This window comes from Achromobacter sp. NFACC18-2 (genome assembly GCF_900108985.1).
Taxonomy (GTDB): domain Bacteria; phylum Pseudomonadota; class Gammaproteobacteria; order Burkholderiales; family Burkholderiaceae_B; genus Achromobacter.
Window position 1 is genome coordinate 36022 of sequence record NZ_FNYM01000025.1, and the last position, 19604, is coordinate 55625.

Annotated in this window: 16 protein-coding genes; 6 read left to right on the forward strand and 10 right to left on the reverse strand. The window is 66.0% G+C overall.

Annotation, left to right across the window (positions count from 1 at the left end):
- A complete protein-coding gene (locus BMW75_RS27460; RefSeq protein WP_254792145.1) occupies positions 1 to 699 on the forward strand; it encodes a GntR family transcriptional regulator in 699 nt (232 codons plus the stop codon).
- 17 nt (positions 700 to 716) lie between these two features.
- Complete coding sequence (locus BMW75_RS27465; RefSeq protein ID WP_092582689.1) at positions 717 to 1664, forward strand: 2-hydroxyacid dehydrogenase; 948 nt, start codon at positions 717 to 719, stop codon at positions 1662 to 1664.
- A gap of 25 nt (positions 1665 to 1689) precedes the next feature.
- Here the strand turns inward: BMW75_RS27465 and BMW75_RS27470 are convergent, their stop codons facing one another.
- The 3 genes from BMW75_RS27470 to BMW75_RS27480 form a co-directional block, all read right to left on the reverse strand.
- Complete coding sequence (locus tag BMW75_RS27470; protein ID WP_092582690.1) at positions 1690 to 1980, reverse strand: hypothetical protein; 291 nt, start codon at positions 1978 to 1980, stop codon at positions 1690 to 1692.
- Positions 1981 to 2096: 116 nt separating this feature from the next.
- A complete protein-coding gene (locus BMW75_RS27475; protein ID WP_092582691.1) occupies positions 2097 to 2648 on the reverse strand; it encodes an OmpA/MotB family protein in 552 nt (183 codons plus the stop codon).
- A 76-nt stretch (positions 2649 to 2724) separates the two neighbouring features.
- Positions 2725 to 4386, reverse strand: coding sequence for an arylsulfatase (locus BMW75_RS27480; protein ID WP_092582692.1), 1662 nt, complete (start codon positions 4384 to 4386; stop codon positions 2725 to 2727).
- 529 nt (positions 4387 to 4915) lie between these two features.
- On the opposite strand from BMW75_RS27480, the gene BMW75_RS27485 reads away from it, so the two are divergent.
- Positions 4916 to 6364: a DUF1254 domain-containing protein gene (locus tag BMW75_RS27485; RefSeq protein ID WP_092582693.1), complete on the forward strand. Its 1449-nt coding sequence runs from the start codon at positions 4916 to 4918 to the stop codon at positions 6362 to 6364.
- A 74-nt stretch (positions 6365 to 6438) separates the two neighbouring features.
- On the opposite strand, the gene BMW75_RS27490 is transcribed toward BMW75_RS27485, so the two are convergent.
- The 4 genes from BMW75_RS27490 to BMW75_RS27505 all read right to left on the reverse strand — a co-directional run bounded on the left by BMW75_RS27490 (position 6439) and on the right by BMW75_RS27505 (position 11004).
- Positions 6439 to 7749 carry a patatin-like phospholipase family protein gene (locus tag BMW75_RS27490; protein ID WP_254792146.1) on the reverse strand — a complete coding sequence of 437 codons (1311 nt, stop codon included), beginning with the start codon at positions 7747 to 7749 and terminating at the stop codon, positions 6439 to 6441.
- A gap of 33 nt (positions 7750 to 7782) precedes the next feature.
- Positions 7783 to 8040, reverse strand: a complete 258-nt coding sequence (locus BMW75_RS27495) for a hypothetical protein (RefSeq protein ID WP_092582695.1) — start codon at positions 8038 to 8040, stop codon at positions 7783 to 7785.
- Positions 8041 to 8247: 207 nt separating this feature from the next.
- The gene (locus BMW75_RS27500) at positions 8248 to 8463 is read right to left on the reverse strand and encodes a TOBE domain-containing protein (protein WP_092582696.1); all 216 of its coding nucleotides are present in this window, start codon (positions 8461 to 8463) and stop codon (positions 8248 to 8250) included.
- A 279-nt stretch (positions 8464 to 8742) separates the two neighbouring features.
- The gene (locus BMW75_RS27505) at positions 8743 to 11004 is read right to left on the reverse strand and encodes a rhodanese-like domain-containing protein (RefSeq protein WP_092582697.1); all 2262 of its coding nucleotides are present in this window, start codon (positions 11002 to 11004) and stop codon (positions 8743 to 8745) included.
- A gap of 252 nt (positions 11005 to 11256) precedes the next feature.
- Here BMW75_RS27505 and BMW75_RS27510 point away from each other — a divergent pair, with 252 nt between their 5' ends.
- The 3 genes from BMW75_RS27510 (at position 11257) to BMW75_RS27520 (ending at position 16783) form a co-directional block, all read left to right on the forward strand.
- On the forward strand, positions 11257 to 13410 hold the full coding sequence (locus tag BMW75_RS27510) for a hydantoinase/oxoprolinase family protein (protein WP_092582698.1): 2154 nt from the start codon (positions 11257 to 11259) through the stop codon (positions 13408 to 13410).
- Positions 13407 to 15104 (forward strand): hydantoinase B/oxoprolinase family protein, encoded by a 1698-nt coding sequence (locus BMW75_RS27515; RefSeq protein ID WP_092582699.1) that lies wholly within the window; start codon positions 13407 to 13409, stop codon positions 15102 to 15104. Before BMW75_RS27510 ends, BMW75_RS27515 begins: the two co-directional genes overlap by 4 nt.
- A 62-nt stretch (positions 15105 to 15166) precedes the next feature.
- On the forward strand, positions 15167 to 16783 hold the full coding sequence (locus tag BMW75_RS27520) for an ABC transporter substrate-binding protein (RefSeq protein ID WP_092582700.1): 1617 nt from the start codon (positions 15167 to 15169) through the stop codon (positions 16781 to 16783).
- Positions 16784 to 16837: 54 nt separating this feature from the next.
- Here BMW75_RS27520 and BMW75_RS27525 read toward each other — a convergent pair whose 3' ends face one another.
- The 3 genes from BMW75_RS27525 to metC all read right to left on the reverse strand — a co-directional run bounded on the left by BMW75_RS27525 (position 16838) and on the right by metC (position 19568).
- Positions 16838 to 17773 carry a CysB family HTH-type transcriptional regulator gene (locus BMW75_RS27525; RefSeq protein ID WP_092582701.1) on the reverse strand — a complete coding sequence of 312 codons (936 nt, stop codon included), beginning with the start codon at positions 17771 to 17773 and terminating at the stop codon, positions 16838 to 16840.
- Positions 17774 to 17798: 25 nt separating this feature from the next.
- Entirely contained in the window at positions 17799 to 18149 is a 351-nt protein-coding gene (locus tag BMW75_RS27530) for a VOC family protein (RefSeq protein WP_092582702.1), read from the reverse strand.
- Between the two features lie 147 nt (positions 18150 to 18296).
- Complete coding sequence (metC, locus tag BMW75_RS27535; RefSeq protein WP_092582703.1) at positions 18297 to 19568, reverse strand: cystathionine beta-lyase; 1272 nt, start codon at positions 19566 to 19568, stop codon at positions 18297 to 18299.
- Positions 19569 to 19604: the final 36 nt, after the last annotated feature.

The window sequence follows — 19604 nt, forward strand, 5'->3', positions numbered from 1 at the left end:
ATGTCTATCATTCATGCCATGGAAAGCCCCCTGCTCAACGCCACGGCCGCCGCCCCCGCCGCCGACGACTCGCGCGACCTGGTCGACGAGGCCTACTCGACCATGCTGGACATGATCCAGCTGGGCCAATTGCCCATCAACCAGCCGCTGCAGGAACGCAACCTGGCCAGCGCGCTGGGCGTGTCGCGCACCCCGCTGCGCGAGGCGATGAGCCGGCTGATCGGCGCCGGCTTCGCCGTGCGCACCGCGCGCGGGCAGCTCATCGTTCCTGAACCCTCGCTGCGCCAGTACCTGGAGATCTTCCAGATGCGCGTGCTGCTGGAAGGCGACGCCGCCGCGGCCGCCGCCACCCGCATGGCGCCGGAGCAGGCCGCGGCCCTCCTGGAGCAGGTCAGCGAGATCCGGCGCCGCAATGAGGCCACCCATGAAGAGAACCATCGGGTCGACAACCTGCTGCACGACAGCATCGCCCAGGCCAGCGGCAACCGGCTGATGGCGCAGACCATCCACGACCTGCGCATCAAGGCCCGCTGCTTCGACCAGAACGGCGCGCCCGAACGGCTGATTCCCGGCTGCGACGAGCACATGGCCGTCCTGCAGGCGATCCTGGACCGCAACCCCGAGGCCGCGCGCGCGGCGATGCAGGCGCACCTGAGCAACGTGCGCGTTGGCCTGGTCGCCCGGCACACCCAGATTTAACCGCTTCCTTTATCCGCATGTCATTCCCCACCCCCAAGCCTCTGCTCATCATCATGAACCCGGTCACGCAGGCCGACCGGGACCAGATCGCCAGACACTTCGAAGTCATCTTCGCCCCGACGCCGGAACAGTATGCGCAAGCCGTCGCCGAGCACGCACCACGCGTCGACGTGGTCATGACCATCGGCGCCATCGGCCTGACTGCAGGCCAGATCGACGCGCTGCCCAACCTGAAGCTGATTTACTCGATGGGTGCCGGCTACGAAAAGATCGACCTGGACCACGCCAGGCGCCGCGGCGTCAAGGTCGCCAACGGCGCGGGCACCAACGACAGCTGTGTCGCCGACCACGCCATGGGCCTGATGATCGCCGTCATCCGCGGCATTCCCCGCCTGGACCAGCTTACGCGGCAAGGCGTCTGGCGGACCCAGCTGCCCCTGCCGCCCAACGTGTCCGGAAAGAAGCTGGGCATCATCGGCCTGGGCGGCATCGGCGAAAAAGTGGCGCTGCGCGCGCAGGCGTTCGAGATGCAGATCGGCTACCACAACCGCCGTCCGCGGCCGGGATCGCCGCACCGCTACTTTCCGTCCGTGAGCGAACTGGCCGGGTGGTCCGACGTGCTGCTCGTCGCCATCCCCGGCGGGGATTCAACCCACCATCTGATCGATGGGGCCGTCCTGGACCAACTTGGCGCCAACGGCTACCTGATCAACATCGCGCGCGGCAGTGTCGTGGACACGGTTGCCTTGGAGCTCGCCCTGCGACAGCGGACCATCGCCGGCGCGGCGCTGGACGTTTATGAAGGCGAACCCGTGCTGCCAGCAGCGCTGGCCGACTTGACCAACCTGGTGCTAACGCCCCACGTTGCCGGCTGGTCGCCCGAAGCCATGCAACTGATGGTGGATAAGTTCCTGGAAAATGCGCGACGCCTGTATGCGGGCGAGCCGCTGATGACGCCGCTGTGAGGCGGTATTTTCCCCGCGAGGGATTTCAAGCGGTCAGGAAGCGCGTGACTTCAGCCCAATCGTTCGTCGACAGGGCGACGTCCTCATAGTCGCCCTCTTCCTCGTCATAACGGGAAACACAGAAGCGCTGGCTTCTGCCGGATTCGCGGTCGGCATAGTTGGCGTAGTCGATAAACACCTTCAAACCGCGTTCCTTGTTCTCGAACGAAGGCGCTGCATCGATGTAACTCGACGAGTCGAAGTACCCTTCGGGAAGGGTAGGCAGGGTTGTAACGTCGTAGTCGGGAAATTCGCGACGCAGTCGGTCAAGGTTCATAAGGAAAGCATGTGGTGGCTGAAAGCATGACATTTTACGTTGCTCAGTATCGGCCGCCACAATGCCCCCCGAAACGTCGTTGGGATCCGGCTACTCCAAAGTAGCTTCTCCCCGCATCATGGCCGGCCAGCCGCGGCAATGACGATTTCCACGCGGCGATTCTTGGCTCGTCCTTCGGGTGTCGCATTGCTGGCCACGGGCCGCGCTTCGCCAAAACCCTGTGCCGAGATCGAGTTGGACGGAACTCCCTTGGAAATCAAATAGCGAGTCACTTCGTCGGCGCGCGCCGAGGACAGCTCCAGGTTGGAGGGGAACCGCGACCGCAGTTCCGGACCGATGGGTTCGTTGTCGGTGAACCCTTGGACGACCACCTGTTGACCTGGCAGGTTGGACAGCGTGGGCGCAATCTTGGTGAGCGTCTGTTCGCCCTTTGCACTGAGTCGCCACCCGCCTTCTGGGAACAGGATCTCGTTCACCATCGTGACTTTCAGCTCATTCTGCATTCGCGAAATCTGCACCTGATCGGCACTCAACTCCGTCGAGAGCTTCTGGTTCAGGGCCTCGTACTCCGCCGCAAGTTGCGCTTCTTTGTCGTAGGTGTGTTTTGTTACGCATCCCGAGACCACCAGCATCGCGCACAGCATCAAAGCCAAATGGGGTAGCTTCATGTCGATTCTCCGTCAGGTTGAAATCCGGCAGAAGGGCCAGCCCCCTCTGCCGGTGCAATGCCCAGGAATGCGGACATCAGTTGCCGGTCGGCAATGAAAGCTTGAAGCCGTCCTTGGCCAGGCTTTCCCGGATGTACTGGAACCGCTCATATGCGGACAACGTCAGCGGCCCGTCATAGCCTTCGCTCTGCATCTTGCGGGGCGGGTAGTCGATGTAGGTCTTCATCAGCGGAGCGACGGCATCGTTGACCATGACCATCGTCCAGGTCCGCTCGGTGACGTTGCTCATGAAGATGTCATAGCGCTCCTGCGGATCGGCCCACAGGTCGAATACCTGCGGCACGGTCGCGACATAGGACTCCGGTCCCTTCCAGCCCAGGTTCGTGTCCACCGCCAGTCCGCCTGTCACCGCGCCATCGTCACCGCGCAGATTGAACACGGCCTTGTAATTCGCGACGCGCACCGCTCCGGGTGACAACTCGTTCTCGGTGAAATAGAACCAGGACTTGCGATCGCACTTCCCGGTACCGAACAGAACAGGCGACATGTCGTAGCTGTCAAAGATGATGGGCTTGTTCTCGCGATCGTTCACGGGCAGCTTCACCCCAGCCAAGGCCGCGAATGTCGCCATCAGGTCCAGGCCGCCAACCAGGCTGTGATCCTTGGCGCCGGCCGCGATCTTGCCCGGCATCCACGCGATGGCCGGCACCCTGTTGCCGCCTTCGCGCACGGTGCCCTTGGTGCCGCGCAGCGGCGTGTAGCCCGCGTCGGGGTAGACGTCCTGCCAGGCGCCGTTGTCCGTCGTGTAAAACACCAGCGTGTTCTTATCCAGGCCCAACTCACGAATCTTGTCCATGATGCGCCCGATGCGTGCGTCCAGCTCCACGACCGAATCCGCGTATTTGCTCTTGGACAGGGACTTGTGGATGTAGTCCGGATCCGGCATGTTGGGCTGGTGCACCTTCATGAAGTTGATGCTCATGAAGAACGGCTGCTCCGACTTCGCGTTGCGCTCCAGGTAGTCGAGCGACGCCTTTTCGACGTAACGGTCGAAGAACGGAATGCCGACGACGCCTTCGCGGCCGTTCACCACCGGCGTATCGACGTACTGGCCGTTGATCTTGAACTCCTCGCGCGGCTTTTCACCCGCGTTGCCGGACAACGCCCCCTTTGTGACCCGCTGGAACATTTCGCGGACGTCGGCAGGCATGTCCGGGAACCACGTCGGATCCGCGTAGGTGTAGGCATTCAGGTGATACAGGCCCGCGTACTTCATTTCGTCGTAGCCCTGGGCATTGGGCAGGGCGTAGTCCGCTTCACCCAGGTGCCATTTGCCGGTGAAGAACGTCTTGTAGCCAGCCGTCTTCAGCACCGAGCCGAGCGTCCATTCCGCAGCGGGCAAGCCGCCGCCCTGGCCTTGGAAAGCCACGGTCGTCATGCCGCTGCGGTTGGGAATGCGCCCGGTCTGCATTGCGGCGCGGCCGGGCGTGCAGCTCGGTTGCGCGTAAAACGAGAAGAAGGTCATGCCTTCGCTCGACAGCCGGTCGATGTTGGGCGTGGGCATGCCGCGCCCGGTGCCTCCGCCATAGGGGCCGAGATCGCCCAGGCCGGTGTCGTCGGACACGAGCAGGATGATGTTGGGTTTGCGCGGGTCCTGCGCGGCAGCCGGTGCGCAGATTGCCGCGCCAGCCAGGAAAAGAACCGCGGCGCCGCATGTGAGAGTTCGCTTAGTCGCCATCTTCAACTCCGCTGTGTGAGAGTTAAATCAACCGCACGAATCTGCATACCGCGCGGTTCACATTGGCCTACGCACTGGGGGGGGGAAACTCAAGCCCGTGCAGACGTGGCGCCCGAGGACTCGATCGGTAGTACTGTTCATCGTCGCTTTGATCATGTCAATGGAAATTTCCGACGCCCAAGGACTTTTCGCGCGACTGGTTCAGCGTGACCGGAGCCTCTGCACTGTCCGGTCATTCGAGGTATACGAACGATGGCCAGCGATGCCGGATGGGGCGTGCGGAATTCGGCGTACTGCAAATTGAGTATGGCGGCCCACAGGATTTGAGCCTTAGCTTGGTTGCCACGTTTGCAAACCGCGGGGGAGACCCCGCGGGCAAATGGCGAAGCATCTGGGCGAGCTGACATCAGGCACATGATGCGATGGCTACCCCAGTCGCCCCTCGTTCAATTGCGCAACGTGATGATCGTCCAACCTTCAATCCATGGCGAGCCTCACAGGTAGCTCGCCCTATCTCATGAGGCGTTCAATGACCACAAGGCGGGATTTTCTAGGCTCAAGCGCACTTGCCGCGCTGACTGGTGCGACGATTTTTTCCCCTTCTGGTCAGGCGCAAAGCAGGGCGGACGATCCGCGCTTCTTTGAAGCGAAGGACATTGCCGAGGCGGGGTTCATCTATGGCCTGCCTATCGTGATGAACTATGCGGTCATGTATGAGTACGCGGTCGATCGCGATTCGGGGCAGTTCAAGGCGCCTTTCAATCAGATCAAGAACGAGCCCAACGTCTTCACCTACAAAGACACGGCGATCGTCACGCCAAACAGCGACACGCCCTATTCCTTTGTCTGGATGGATCTGCGAGCGGAACCGGTGGTGCTGTCGGTGCCGGCGGTTGACGCGAACCGCTACTACTCGGTCATGCTGTGCGACGGCAATACCTATAACTATGGCTATATTGGCACCCGCGCTACCGGGAACGAGGCCGGTGACTACCTCGTCGTCGGTCCCGACTGGACAGGCAGCACGCCGGCAGGCATCAAGCAGGTTTTCCGTTCCAGCACCCAGTTCTCTCTGGCGGGCTACCGCACCCAACTTTTCGGGCCGTCCGATCTGGACAACATCAGGAAGGTGCAGGCTGGATACAAGGTGCAGATGCTATCGACCTACCTGAACCAACCGCCGCCCCGCGCCACACCGGTCAACTTCCCCAAGATCGACAAGGCGCTTGCCAAGACCGAGTTCTTCGAATTTCTCGATTTTGCGCTGCAGTTCGCGCCCCCTCAATCGAACGAGATGGAAATCCGCGCGCAGCTTGCGCGAATCGGCATCGGACCCGGGAAGACATTCCATTTCAGGGATTTGCCGCCGGAAAAAAAGCTGGAGATCGCGCTTGGCATGAAAGAAGGCCAGCGCAAGGTTGACGAAGCCGTTGCCCATACAGGAAAGGCCATCAATGGCTGGCGGGTAAGCGGTCTGCCGGGCGATAGCGCCCACTATGCGGGCGATTGGCTGAAGCGCGCCGTCGCGGCTCAAGCGGGCATTTATGGCAATGATCCGGAAGAGGCGACTTATCCTTTTACTCGCGTGGATATCAACGGGCAGGAAATCGACTGCAGCAAACACGATTACACGCTGACGTTTCCCGCTGGAGATCTGCCCCCGGTAAATTCGTTCTGGTCCCTGACGATGTATGACGGCAAGTCTCAACTGCTGATTCAGAACCCGATCAATCGCTACCTGATCAATTCACCCATGGTTCCCGCCATGAAGACCAATGCGGACGGGTCGCTAACCATCTACATCCAGAACAAGAGCCCTGCCGGCGACAACCAGGCCAATTGGCTGCCGGCGCCGAACGGACCCGTTTATCTGGTGATGCGGCTCTATTGGCCAAAAACGACGCCGCCTTCGATCCTGCCTGTGGGAGAAGGCACGTGGCAGCCGCCTGGGCTCAAGCGTGCGGTTTCATCCACTTGAGGCATGGTGGGCGATGAAGTTCGGCCGGCGTCCCCATGCGCGTCCAAGCGCATGGCCCGGCGCATCGCCCGCCCCTATCTGCCCACCGTAGCCGCAGTCGGCAATACAAACCCGGGCGGCACATGCGACCACGGGTAGCCCTTCAGGCCCATCTCGTACGCCGTGTCATAGAGCGACCGCATGTATTCCGTGTCGAACTCTTCTTTATGCGGCGCCCGAAAGCTTGATGGAATGAACGCCAGGTTGAACTCGACATCATCGCGATGCGCCGTCGTGTAAATGCGGTAAAGGTCGCCAATACCCTGGCTTTGAATCATGGACACGACCGCGCGAGCGGCGATGCTCATCGTGGCGCGCTGCACTTGCATCCAGTCTGCATCGAGTCGTGCGTTGCGGACAATATAGAGTTTGCGTTCGCGCGTGATGCCGATCATGGCGGTCTCCTGCGCCAAGCGCAGTGAGACGGGGTAGGCGAATACCTGCGCCACGACGCCGCCATCGACGTGCATTTCCTGGTAGCGCGCTCCACCGGCTTCCACGTCGATCATCATTGGCGGAAAGGCCCCTGGAATCGACGTCGAGGCGACCATGACCTTCACGAACAGGTCCAATGCCGCCGGACCGCCGTACGTTGCGATCTTGCCCATATCCCAGATGACGCCACGGCCTGAATCGAGGTTCGTCGTGCCGATCAAGAGCAGGCGGCCCTTGGCGTATTCGGCGGCGATCTCCTTGAGGAGTTCGTCGGTGACGAATTTTCGGGTCAGGCCCAGGAGCGGCCGGTTGTCCGCCATCGCGTCGCTCAACACGCCGCCCAGCAGGCTGCGCTTCTCCAGCACGTCGCTGGGAGAAGTCATCGTGTAGACCTGCTTTAGCGTGGCGTCGTATTTCTTGCCCAAAAAAGCGAACGGGGCAATGAGCGCGCCCGTGCTGATACCGGTCACCAGCTTGAACTCCGGCCGGGTTCCTGTTTCGGTCCATGCGTTCAACAAGCCCGCCGCGAAAGCGCCGTTGTCGCCGCCGCCGGAAATCGCAAGGAATACCGCGGGTCCCAGCGCGCCCGTATGTCCCTGCTGAGCAAGGTAAGCCTGTTCTCTTTTCAACGCCTCGTATCCCGCTTGGGCCAGCCCCGGCGCACTGGCGGCGATAAAGTAGCGCACGCCAGGCATCCCGGGGATTTCAGCCTTATCGACGACTTCGTGGGGAACCGCTTGCAGGCGCGGCGGCGCGGTTATGCACCCCTGCAGGGCAAGCCCGACCGTCATGAAAAGGACGAGGCTGATCGCGGGGCGAATGTTCCCCCTGATGGCGACCCGCGTTCTGAACAAGCTCACGAAGAATCCGCGCATGGTTTTCGCCCTTTCGCCCAGGAAGTTGCTCGACAAAGGCCAAGCCCCCTGCGTGTTGAGCCGAAATCGTCAGCCGCGCCCGCGCAGTGCGACCGCCATCGCATCCAGCGCGTACCCGATACTCTGGAGGACTTTGGCGGTGGCGGTGCGCGTGAACTCGTCGGACGCGGCTTTCATGAATGCAGCCATCAATTCCGGATGTGCCTTGGCGTAGCCGTCACCGAAGATTGAATCGATCTGGGTTTCCGCTGTCCGCATATAGCTCTCCGCGCGCTTTTCGGCCAGGATGTACAACGTGTCGAGGTTGGCTTCAATGAATTCAGACATGACGGGCTCCAATGACGACAGTCGGCAGCTACCAGCCTGGGTTGGTGCGCTTGGTGAAGTCAGCGTAGACCAGCCGGCATCGTGGAAATTGACATTGGTCAACATACCCGGTGGCCGATGTCTGATCGTTACCAGCGCCGCGCCATTGCGCAGCCCGGGCAGGCGGTTGCGGAGGCAACGGCCTGCCCGGACGCGGCGAGCCATCCGTCAGAGCTTGGCCACGGATACCTCCGTGGCCTTCACGAAGGCGAGCACCTCGGTGCCGACTTGCAGGTCCAGCTCTTTGACGGAGCGCGTCGTGATCACCGAGGTGACGATACCCCCAGGCGTGTCGATCTCGACCTCGGAAACGACGGACCCGAGCACGATCTCGCGGATCTTGCCGCGGAACTGGTTGCGGGCATTAATGGATTGAATGGCCATGCGTAACTCCTGTAACGCAACGGGATCGCGTGGTGTGGTGGCCTGCCGACATCGACAGACACGAAAAATCCTGGGGTGCGGCTTTCTTCCTGGTCTCTTCCAGCCAGCCTGCGCCCGCCCATGGCACAGGGCCAATGGCGAAAGGCAAGGCGGCCCAGCACGACACCGGTTGGCGCGCCCACTTCACCCATTCGCGCCGGCGGATACGCCGAACACGGCGGCGCAGCGCCGCCCAGGCCGCGCCGATACGCGCATTGACCCCCTGGCCTGCCCCGGCGCTCATCGGGCCGTCCCGCACAGGCGGATGTCCTGCGCGCCAGCGCGTTCGAGTTGGGCCACGAGCTGCAGCTCCCAATCGAGGTAGGCGCGGAATCCCGCATTGCGCGCGGCCACATCGTCCAGCAGATACGGGCTGATGTCCTGGTCGTCATCGCCCGTCAGCACCCCCGCCGCGCCGCTGTCCAGCCCGAGGCCCGCGGCCTGCCATGCGCGGGTGCCGCCTTGGAGCGCATGCACGGCCGGCGCATGCGCGTCGCGCCGCAGTTGCCACTGGAGTTCGGCGGCCACGCTTTGCGCCAGAACGCCGTCCTCTGACACGATCACCACACGCCGCGCCCGCTCGCTGGCAAGCAGCGCGGGTAGCCGGTCGGGCGCGGCGTAGCGGGCGCCCGGCACGTGGCCACGCACATACGACTGCCGGCGGTCCACGTCGTACACCAAGGTGTCCGCGGCCGCCAGCCAGGCCTCAAGCACCGGCGCCCGCACCACCGGTGCCGGGTCGCGATGACGCAGCACGCGCACGCGCTCGGCGCCGCTCTCGAGCGTCACGCTGCGGGCGGGCTCGCCCGGCGCTGCGGCCTGCGGCGCCAGCGGCGCGGCAAACAGGTAGACCTCTACCGCGCCCAGTTGCCGCAGCCAGGCCGCCGTGGTCAAGGCGCGCACGCCGTCGTGGTCGGCCAGCACCACGCGCGCGCGGCGCGTGCCCACATATTCGTCGGTGGCCTGCACGAGCTGACCGCCCGGCGCCCAGCGCCAGCCCGGCAAGTGGCCGGACTCGTATTCTTCCCGCGTACGCACATCGAAGCGATACAGGCTGCGCTCGCCAGCAGCGGCGTCGGCCTCGAACGCCGCCAGCCGCGCGGCATCGATGTAGTCCACGCCGGCAGCCGCGATCACGGCCCGCGCCCGTTCGCGCGCTTGCGCGAGCGAGGCTGGCCCCGGCTCGGCCAATGCGGCCTGGCGCCCGTAGGCGAGCTCACGGCCGGACAGCAGCCATTCCATCGTGCCATTTTTGAGCGACGCGACCTTGTTGGGAATGCCGGCGTCGATGAGCGTCTGCGCGCCCACGATCGAACGGGTCCGGCCCGCGCAATTCACGACCACGAAGGTCTTCGGGTCGGGTGCAAGCTCGCCGATGCGATAGACGAGCTCGGCGCCCGGCAGGCTGTGCGAGAACGGCAGGGTGAAATGGTTGAACTCTTCGGGGGTGCGGCTGTCGACGACGACGATGTCCTCGCCGGCCGCGACGCGCGCCGCCAGTTCGTCCACGTCGATCCAGGGCGTGTGCTTCTCGTGCTCGATCACCTCGCCGAACGCCTTGCTGGGCACGTTGGTGCCCCAGAACACTTCACGGCCATCCGCTGCCCAGCCGCGCGTGCCGCCCGCGAGCACGGCCACGTCGGTGTAGCCCAGCCGGGTAAGCTTGCCCGCCGCCTCGTGGGCCAGCGATTCGTCTTCGTCCACCACCACGATGCGCGTGCCGCGCCGCGGGACCAGCCGGTCGATGCGCTGCTCGATGCGCCAAAGCGGGGCATTGGCGGCTTCGAGAATGTGCCGCTCGGCATAGCGGCCCGCTTCCCGCACGTCCAGCAGGGCGATCTCGGCCGTGCCGCGCAGCGCGCGCTCCAGTTCGTCCGCGCTCACGCGGGCATGGAAAATCGCGGCCGGTGGACCGAACGTGCGATAGGCGCCGCCCGCGGTGCTCTCGAACACCACCCGGCCCGGCAGGCGGTCCAGCGCCAGGCCGTAGAAGTGCAGGTGCGCGCCGGCGGCGCTGCCGATCAGCTCGATCGTGTGCACGTCGTCAGGCTGCAGCACGATCGACGAACCCTGTGCCACGTCGACGCGCCGCACGTGCGTGAGCACGTCGCGGCCCGGCTCGGCGCCCGGCGTGCGCGCGTAGACCTCGTTGCGTTCTTCTCCCCGCACGCCAGCGATGATGGCCCATGTCGTGTGGTCGTGCGGCGGCTGCGCCTTGCCGGCTTCGCCCAGCGACAGGTAGAGCGCGTAGGCGCCATCCGTGTCCTCGGCCAGGCGATAGATCGTGCCCGGGCGCTCAGGATGCAGCGCGAAACTGCTGGCGTCGAATAGTTCGGTGCGCGCGGCCAGCCCGCGCAGCAAGGCGGCGGCGGCCTCCAACTGACTGGGCGTGGCGCGAGCCGGATCGGGCAATACGGCGCGCACGCCGGCGATGAAGGCGGCGACGGCGCGCGCCCGCTGGGTCTGGACGGCAAGCTTGGCGGTGGGCGGCAGTTGAGTCATGAAGGTTCCATTTCGGTACAAGCCCGGACTGACGCCACGGGCGGGATGGCAACCAGACTACGTCGGTCCGCGAGGCCGCGGCAACGCAGAAAACCGACTATCCATATGCGGCATGCCGCCCTGCCCGCCCCGAATAACCACATGCGAAAAACGACGTTCCCCGCAACGGCGCGGCTGCCTAGCATCGTGGCCTTCCCGATCGTCCGAGCAACACGCTCGCGGCGTCACTGGACTTCACGAACAGGATTCCCCATGTCCGCACAACCTCAAGCGCCTGCACCGCGGCGCGCCGCCATCCGGGTGGCCGTCGACGTCGGAGGCACCTTCACCGACATCGTGCTCGAACGGGGCGACGTGCGCCACTCCGCCAAGTTGCTCACGACCCCGGCCGCACCCGAACAGGCGGTACTCGCAGGCATCGGCGAACTGCTCGCCACCGCCTCGCTCACCTGGGCGGACGTCGACCGCCTGGTGCTGGGCACCACGCTCGCGACCAATGCGCTCATCGAACGCAAGGGCGCGCGCACCGCCCTGATCACCACCGCCGGATTTCGTGACCTGGTCGAAATCGGCCTGGAGGATAGGTATGCGCAATACGACATCTTCCTGGACAAACCGCAGCCGCTCGTCCCGCGCGACTGGCGTCACGGCGTGGCCGAACGCGTGGATGCCCAGGGCCGCGTGCTGACGCCGCTGGACGAGGACGCCGTCCGCGCGCTGGCCGGGCGCCTGCGCGACGATCGCATCGAGAGCGTGGCCGTCTGCCTGCTGCACAGCTACGCCCATCCCGCGCACGAACGCCGCATCCGCGACATCCTGCGCGACGAACTGCCCGATCTGTGGATCTCGTTGTCCTCCGATGTGTGCGCCGAGATCCGCGAATATCCCCGGCTGTCCACCGTGTGCGCCAACGCTTACGTGCAGCCGCAGGTGTCAGGCTATCTGCGGCGTTTCGAGGACGCCGCGCGTGAACGTGGATTGCGCGCCGAACCCTTCCTGATGACGTCGGGCGGCGCCATCGCCACCCTGCGCACCGGGGTGGAAGAACCGGTGCGGCTCGTGGAATCCGGCCCGGCCGGCGGCGCCATCCTCGCCCAGCACATCGCCGAGCAGATCGGCGCGGCGCGGGCGCTGTCCTTCGACATGGGCGGCACCACCGCCAAGATCTGCTATATCGACAACTACCAGCCTCAGATCAGCCGCAGCTTCGAGTTCGGCCGCGTTCACCGCCATCTGAAGGGCTCGGGCCTGCCGATCCGCATCCCCGTGATCGAGATGATCGAAATCGGCGCGGGCGGCGGCTCGATCGCCCGGGTCAATCACCTGGGCGTGATCCAGGTCGGGCCGGACAGCGCGGGCTCCACCCCGGGTCCGGCCGCATACGGTCTTGGCGGCCAGCATGCCACGGTGACCGACGCGCATGCCGTGCTGGGCACGATCACCCCCGAACGCTTCGCCGTGGGCAAGGTGTCGCTGGACCCGGCGCTGGCGAAAATCGCGGTGCAGGCCCACCTGGCGAGGCCCGCCCAATTGACCGGCCCCGAAGCCGCTCAGGCGGTGGTCGACGTGGTCACCGAGAACATGGCGAATGCGGCGCGCGTACATGCGACCGAACTGGGCAAGACGGCCGACGAGCACACGCTGATCGCCTTTGGCGGCGCCGCGCCGCTGCACGCCGCGCAGCTCGCCCGCAAGCTCGGCATCGCCACCGTGATCGTGCCGCAATCGGCGGGCGTCGGCTCGGCCGTCGGCTTCCTGTGGGCGCCTATCGCCTACCAGGCGGTGCGCAGTCTCCACCAGCGCCTGGATCGCATCGAATTGCCGCTGGCCACGCGGCTGCTGGACGAACTTACGGCCCAGGTGGAAGCCGTGGTGCGCCGCGCGGCGCCCGGCGAGCCCATCGCGATCAAGCGCCAGGTCTACATGCGGTATGCCGGCCAGGGTCACGAGATCGCGATCGACCTCGCCGCCGGCGCTTTCGACGCGGCGGCCGCCCGCGCCCTGGGCGAACAGTTTGCGCAGCGCTACGCCCAGATCTATGGCCGCAGCCTGCCGCACGTACCGGCCGAAACGGTGAGTTGGTCGGTCGCGGCGCAGGCGGGAACGCGCCGGGCCATCGCGGCCGACGTGATCGACGCGGCCGGCCCCAAGCCCGCGACGCCGGCGGGCCAACGCACGCTCTACGACTTCGCTGCCGCGCGCTGGCGGGACGTGCCCGTGTACGAACGCAACGCGCTCGCGCCCGACCAGATCGTGCGCGGGCCCGCGCTCGTCGTCGAAGACGAGACGACGACCCACGTGCCCGATGGCTTCGTGGCCCATCGCAGCCCACAGGGATCGCTCGTGCTGCAAGATCAGCAACGCGTTCCCGCCACGCCTACCCCGCTTCTGGAGACCACGGCATGACGTCGACTTCCCCATCCTCCGACGCGCGCTCGCGCATCCGTCATCAGCTTGCCTGGAACCGGCTGCTCTCGGTCGTGGAAGAGCAGGCGCAGGTGTTGATCCGCTCGGCCTTCGGCACCGCCACGCGCGAAGCGGGCGACCTCTCGGCCGGCGTGTTCCTGCCTGATGGCCGCATGATCGCGCAGGCCGTGACAGGCACCCCAGGCCATGTGAACGCCATGGCCGAATCGGTGAAGCACTTCCTGCGCGTGTTCCCGGCCGAGACCCTGCGCGAAGGCGACGTTCTGCTCACGAATGATCCCTGGAAAGGCACGGGCCACCTGTTCGACATGACCATGGTGTCCCCCGTGTTCCATGGCGCACGCCTGGTCGCGCTGTTTGCCTCGACGCTGCATGTGATCGACATCGGGGGCATCGGCAGCAGCGCCGACGGCCTGGAGGTCTATCACGAAGGGCTGTTCCTGCCCATCGTGAAGCTGTTTCACGCCCATCAGGCCGATCCGGGCGTATTCGCGATCATTCGCGCCAACGTGCGCGAGCCGGAGCAAGTCGAAGGCGACCTCTACGCGCTGGTCGCCTGCAACGAAGTCGGCGGGCGCCGGCTCAAGGACCTGCTGCGCGAATTCGAGCTGGACGACCTGGAGGCGCTGGGCAACACCATCATCGAACAATCGCGTGCGGCCATGCTGCATGCCATCGCGGCCTGGCCGCAAGGCAGCTGGTCCCATCGCCTTACCATCGACGGCTATGACGCGCCGATCGATCTTGCCGCGCGCGTCACGGTGGAGCCAGGCCGCATCCTGGTGGATTTCGACGGGACCTCGCCGCAGGTGGCGCGCGGCATCAATGTGGTGAAGGCCTATACCGACGCCTATACCTCCTTCGGCATCCGCTGCCTGATCGGCCCCGACGTGCCGAACAACGCGGGATCGCTATCCGTCGTGCAGGTGAGCGCGCCCGAGGGCTCCATTCTCAACGCGCGCTTTCCGGCTGCCGTGACGGCGCGCCACATCATCGGCCAGATGCTGCCTGACGCGGTCTTCGGCGCACTGCGCCAGGCGCGGCCCGACCAGGTTCCGGCCGAGGGCAGTTCCTCGCTGTGGAACCTGCATCTCGTCGGCGGAGAGCCGCTCGCGGAGGCAAGCGCTGGCCAGAACGACGCGCTCATCGCGGGCCAACGCTTCAACGCCGTGAGCTTTTCCACGGGCGGAACCGGCGCCCGGCCCGGCAAGGACGGTCTGTCGGTGACGTCCTACCCGAGCGGCGTACGCAACGTTTCGATCGAGATCCTGGAGGCCGCCAATCCGCTCGTGTTCGAGCGCAAGGAGTACCGCACCGACTCGGGCGGACCGGGCGCGCAGCGCGGCGGGCTGGGACAGACCATCGCGGTCCGCCACGCCGACCCCGCCGCGGCCATGATCATCGCGGCCGCCTTTGACCGCGTCGTCCATCCCGCGCGCGGCGCGCTGGGCGGTCATGACGGCGCGCCCGGTCGGCTGGGGCTGGCGTCGGGCGCGGCGCTGCGGGCCAAGGGCCGCCAGCTGATCCCCGCCGGCGACACGCTGGTGGTGGAAACCCCGGGCGGCGGCGGCCTGGGCGATCCGGCCACGCGCGATCCCGCCTTGCTGCACGACGACCGGCGGCTCGGCCTGGTCAGCGCCGAGCAAGCGCGCGGCAGCTATCTCGCCTCTTGAATGCCCGCCGCCGCGACGCGCGCGGCGGCGTCTCCCTATCGACTTTCGCACCCCTACACACCATGAAACTTTCTCGCCGTACCCTTCTTGCCGCCGCGCTCGCCACGGCCCTCGCCGCGCCGCTCGCCCTTCCCGGCGCCGCCCTGGCCCAGGAATCGGCCAAGCCTCAAGGCGGCACGCTGACCTTGCTGCTGCCTTCGGAACCCACGGCGCTCGTCACCGTGGGCAACGTCGCCACGCCGATCCTGAGCGTGAGCGCAAAGGTTACCGAAGGCCTGCTCAAGTACGACTACGACCTGACGCCCCAACCGCAACTGGCGACCGCATGGACCGTCAGCCCGGACGGGACCGTCTACACGTTCACGCTCCGCCAGGGCGTGCGCTGGCACGACGGCAAACCCTTCACATCGGCCGACGTGGCGTATTCGCTCAATCTGCTCAAGAAAATCCACCCGCGCGGCCGCAACACTTTCGCCAACGTGACCGCGATCGAGACCCCCGACGACCATACGGTGGTGCTGCGCCTGTCCAAGCCCGCGCCCTACCTGATCCGCGCGTTCGTGGCCACCGAAACGCCGATCGTGCCAAGGCATGTGTACGAGGGCACCGACCCGCTCACCAACCCGGCCACCGCCGCCCCGATCGGCACGGGGCCGTTCAAGTTCAAGGAATGGGTCCGGGGCAGCCACATCGTGTACGAGCGCAATCCCGACTACTGGGACAAGCCCAAGCCCTACATCGACCGGCTGATCGTGCGCGTGGTCGCGGATCCCGCCGCCGCGGCGATCGCCTTCGAGACGGGCACCGCCGATCTCGGCTACCGCACGCCCGTGCCGCTGGCAGACCTGGAACGTCTGCGCAAGGTGCCGAGCCTGCGCTTCGAGACCCTGGGCAACAGCTACTCCTACAACGTGACCCGGCTCGAATTCAACCTCGACAACCCCTACTTCAAGAACGAGAAGGTGCGCCAGGCCGTCGCGCACGCGATCGACCGCAACGTCATCCTGAAGGTCGTGAACTATGGCGTCGGCCAGGTCGCCTACTCGCCCATCGCGCCGGGCTTGAAGACGTACAACGATCCCACGCCCACCCCCTACCCCTACGACCTGAAGCGCGCCAATGCGCTGCTCGACGAAGCGGGCTTTCCGCGAGGCGCCAACAACGTGCGCTTCTCGGTGCCGCTGGATTTCAACCCCATCGGCGCGGACGGCGCGCGCCTGGCCGACTACCTGCGCACGACGCTCGGCCGCGTGGGCATCGCCGTGAACGTGCGCGCGCAGGACGCGTCGGCCTTCATCAAGCGCGTCTACACCGATCGCGACTTCGCTTTCACGACCAACGGTGCAAGCAATCTCTTCGATCCGACGGTCGGCGTGCAGCGGCTGTACTGGTCCAGGAACTTCATCAAGGGCGTGCCCTTCTCCAACGGCACGCACTACAACAATCCGAAGGTCGATGCGCTGCTCGAAGCGGCGGCTGTCGAGAACGATCCCGCCAAGCGCGTCGCGCTCTTTACCGAATTCCAGCAGATCGTGGCGCGCGAGGTGCCCGACCTCAACCTCTACCAACCCGAATTCATCACGATCGCGAATCAGCGCGTGCACGATCATTCGCTGACCGCCGATGGCGTGGAATCGAACCTGGCCGACGTGTATCTCGATCCGCCGGCCAAGCGTTGAGGGCAGGCAGGACCGGGCCCGCGCCGCGCAACAGGCGCGGGCCCGGATTCCCGCTTACTCGCCTATCCCTTCGCCCCGCAGGGCGCTTTCGACGAGGGTCTGGGTCAGCGTGGGCACGAACAGTTCGATGAAGTGGTAGGCGTAGCCGCGCAGCCAGGCGCCGCGGCGCGCCGCAAGCCGGGTGAGGTTGATCTCGAACAGATGACGCGCGTCGATGGCCGTCAGGCGCGTATCGCGCTCGGCATCCCAGGCCACCGAGGCCACGATGCCCACCCCCATCTCCAGCTCGACGTAGGTCTTGATCACGTCGGCGTCCATCGCGGTCATGACGATGTCCGGCGTGATCCCCGCGCGGGCGAACGCCTCGTCGATATGGGCCCGCCCCGTGTAACCGTGGCCGTACGTGATGATGGGATAGGCGGCAAGCTGCGATAGCGTGGGCGCCACCGTGTTGGCCAGCGGATGGTGCGGCGGCACGATGATGCTGTGCGTCCATCGGTAGCAAGGCAGATTCACGAGGCCGGGATAGTCGGCCACGGCTTCGGTCGCCACGCCGATATCGGCCTCGCCTTCGAGCAGCATCTCGGAAACCTGCTTGGGCGAACCCTGGTGCAGATGCAGCACGACCTCCGGATAGCGCGCGCGAAACTCCTTGATCACCGGCGGCAGCGCATAGCGCGCCTGCGAGTGCGTGGCGGCGATGGAAAGCACGCCGGTGGTCGCGCCTGCGTACTCCGCGCCAGCCTGACGGATGTTGTCGGCCGCCTGCAGGATCTGTTCCACCAGCGGCAGGATCAGTTCGCCCGGCGGGGTCAGGCCGATCAGCCGCTTGCCCGATCGCACGAAGATGTCGACGCCGACCTCCTCCTCGAGTTCGCGGATCTGGCGGCTCACGCCCGGCTGCGAGGTGTGCAGGCTTTCGGAAACGTCGGTCAGGTTGAAATCGCGGCGCACCGCTTCGCGCACGGAGCGCAATTGCTGGAAATTCATGGGGAGGTCATCCGGGGTGGCGGCGTCAACCCAGCAAGGCAAGCTGGTTGCCGCTGGGGTCCTTCACGTACATCACGCGCTGCGGCGCGTCCGCCGCCGAACAGACGGGATGATGGCCGGCCGCGTGCAGGCGGTCGCGCACGGCGTCAAAGGCGTCGGTGCGCAAGGCCAGGTAGTCCGCCTTCACGCCCGGCGTCAGGGTGGACACCGGCGACAACGAAAGCGTGGCATTGCCCAGCGCGAAGGCGAGGCGGGCGCCTCCCGCGCTGCTTACCTCGTTCAGCCCGAGGATGTGGCGATAGAACTCGCGTATCGCGCCGGCCTGCCGGGCGAGAAACGAGAGCTGGACGGACTCGATGGACAAAATGGAGGACATGCCTGGATTCCTGCTGCTGAACCAGGCACATGATAGGCACGCACCCCCATGAAAAACAAAGAGGAAGTAATCGTGTCTACATGAGCGCGAGGCTTAAGGACGGGGCCGTCTTTGCATATAGCGCCGGGCCGGGGTCGGCCCGTGCGCTCAGGCGCTCAGGCGCAGGCGCTCGCGCACCGCCGCGAACGCCTGCTCGAGGTCGGCGATCAGGTCGGCCGGATGCTCCAGGCCCACGTGCAGGCGCACCGCGCTGCGCCCGCCCGCCCAGCCCGTGTGCTCGGCCAGGCGCTGCGGCGCGGCCTCGAGCGCCAGGCTCTCGTATCCGCCCCACGACGCGCCGATTGAAAAGTAGCGCAGCGCATCCACGAACACGCTCGCCGCGCGCGGATCGCGCTGCGCGAACGAGAACGTCAACAGGCCATTGGCGCCGCTGAAATCGCGTCGCCAGAGCGCATGCCCCGGATCCTGAGGCAGCGGCGGATAGAACACCTGCGCGACGTCCGGATGCTGCGCCAGGTGATGGGCCACGTCGGTCGCATTGACCTGATGGCGCGAGAGCCGCACGTCCAGCGTGCGGATGCCGCGCAAAGTGAGATACGCGTCGTCCGCGCCCACGGACAGTCCCAGCGCATCATGCGTGGCCGCGATGCGGCCGAACAGGTCGGCGCTGTCGGCCGTGACCGAGCCCATCATGACATCGGAGTGGCCGGCGAGGTACTTGGTCGCCGCCTGGATCGAGAGGTTCGCCCCCAGGGCGAGCGGCTGGTGATACAGGCCCGCGCCCCAGGTATTGTCGACCGCCACGACCACGTCGCGTTCGCGGGCCTGGGCCGCCAGCGCCGGCAGGTCCAGCACCTCGTAGAGCAAGGATCCCGGCGACTCCAGGTACACCAGCCGCGTCTGGGGCCGCAGCGCGCCGGCAAGCGCATCGCGGCCGGGCGTGAAGTACTCCACCGTGATGCCCTGCCGCGCAAGCAGCACCTGGTCCACCTTGCGCACTGGCGCGTACACGCTGTCGCTCACCAGCGCATGATCGCCGGGCTTGAGCAGGGCCAGGAACACGAGCGTGATGGCCGAGAGCCCGGACGGCGCCAGCAGCGTGCGGTAGCCGCCCTCGAGCGTCGTGATGGCGGATTCAAGCGCCGCATGGGTATCCAGGCCATGGCGGCCGTAAGTCGCCACCCGGTCGCCGGCGCCGCGCTGCGCCTGCAGCCGATGTTGGGCGGCGCTGTCCGCGAAACGGACCGTGCTGGTGCGTACGACCGGCACGTTGACCGGACCCGAGCCGTCGCGCAGCGCCGGCGAACCGGCATGGATCAACCGCGTGCGCAGATCGGCGTCGCCATGGGAAGCGGGATCGTGGCTCAAGCGCGCATCGCTGTGCGTGGGCGCCGCGGAACGGGGAAAGTTCTCTGTCATGTGAGGTCCTGGTGGAAACGTATGGCGGGCGCCGGC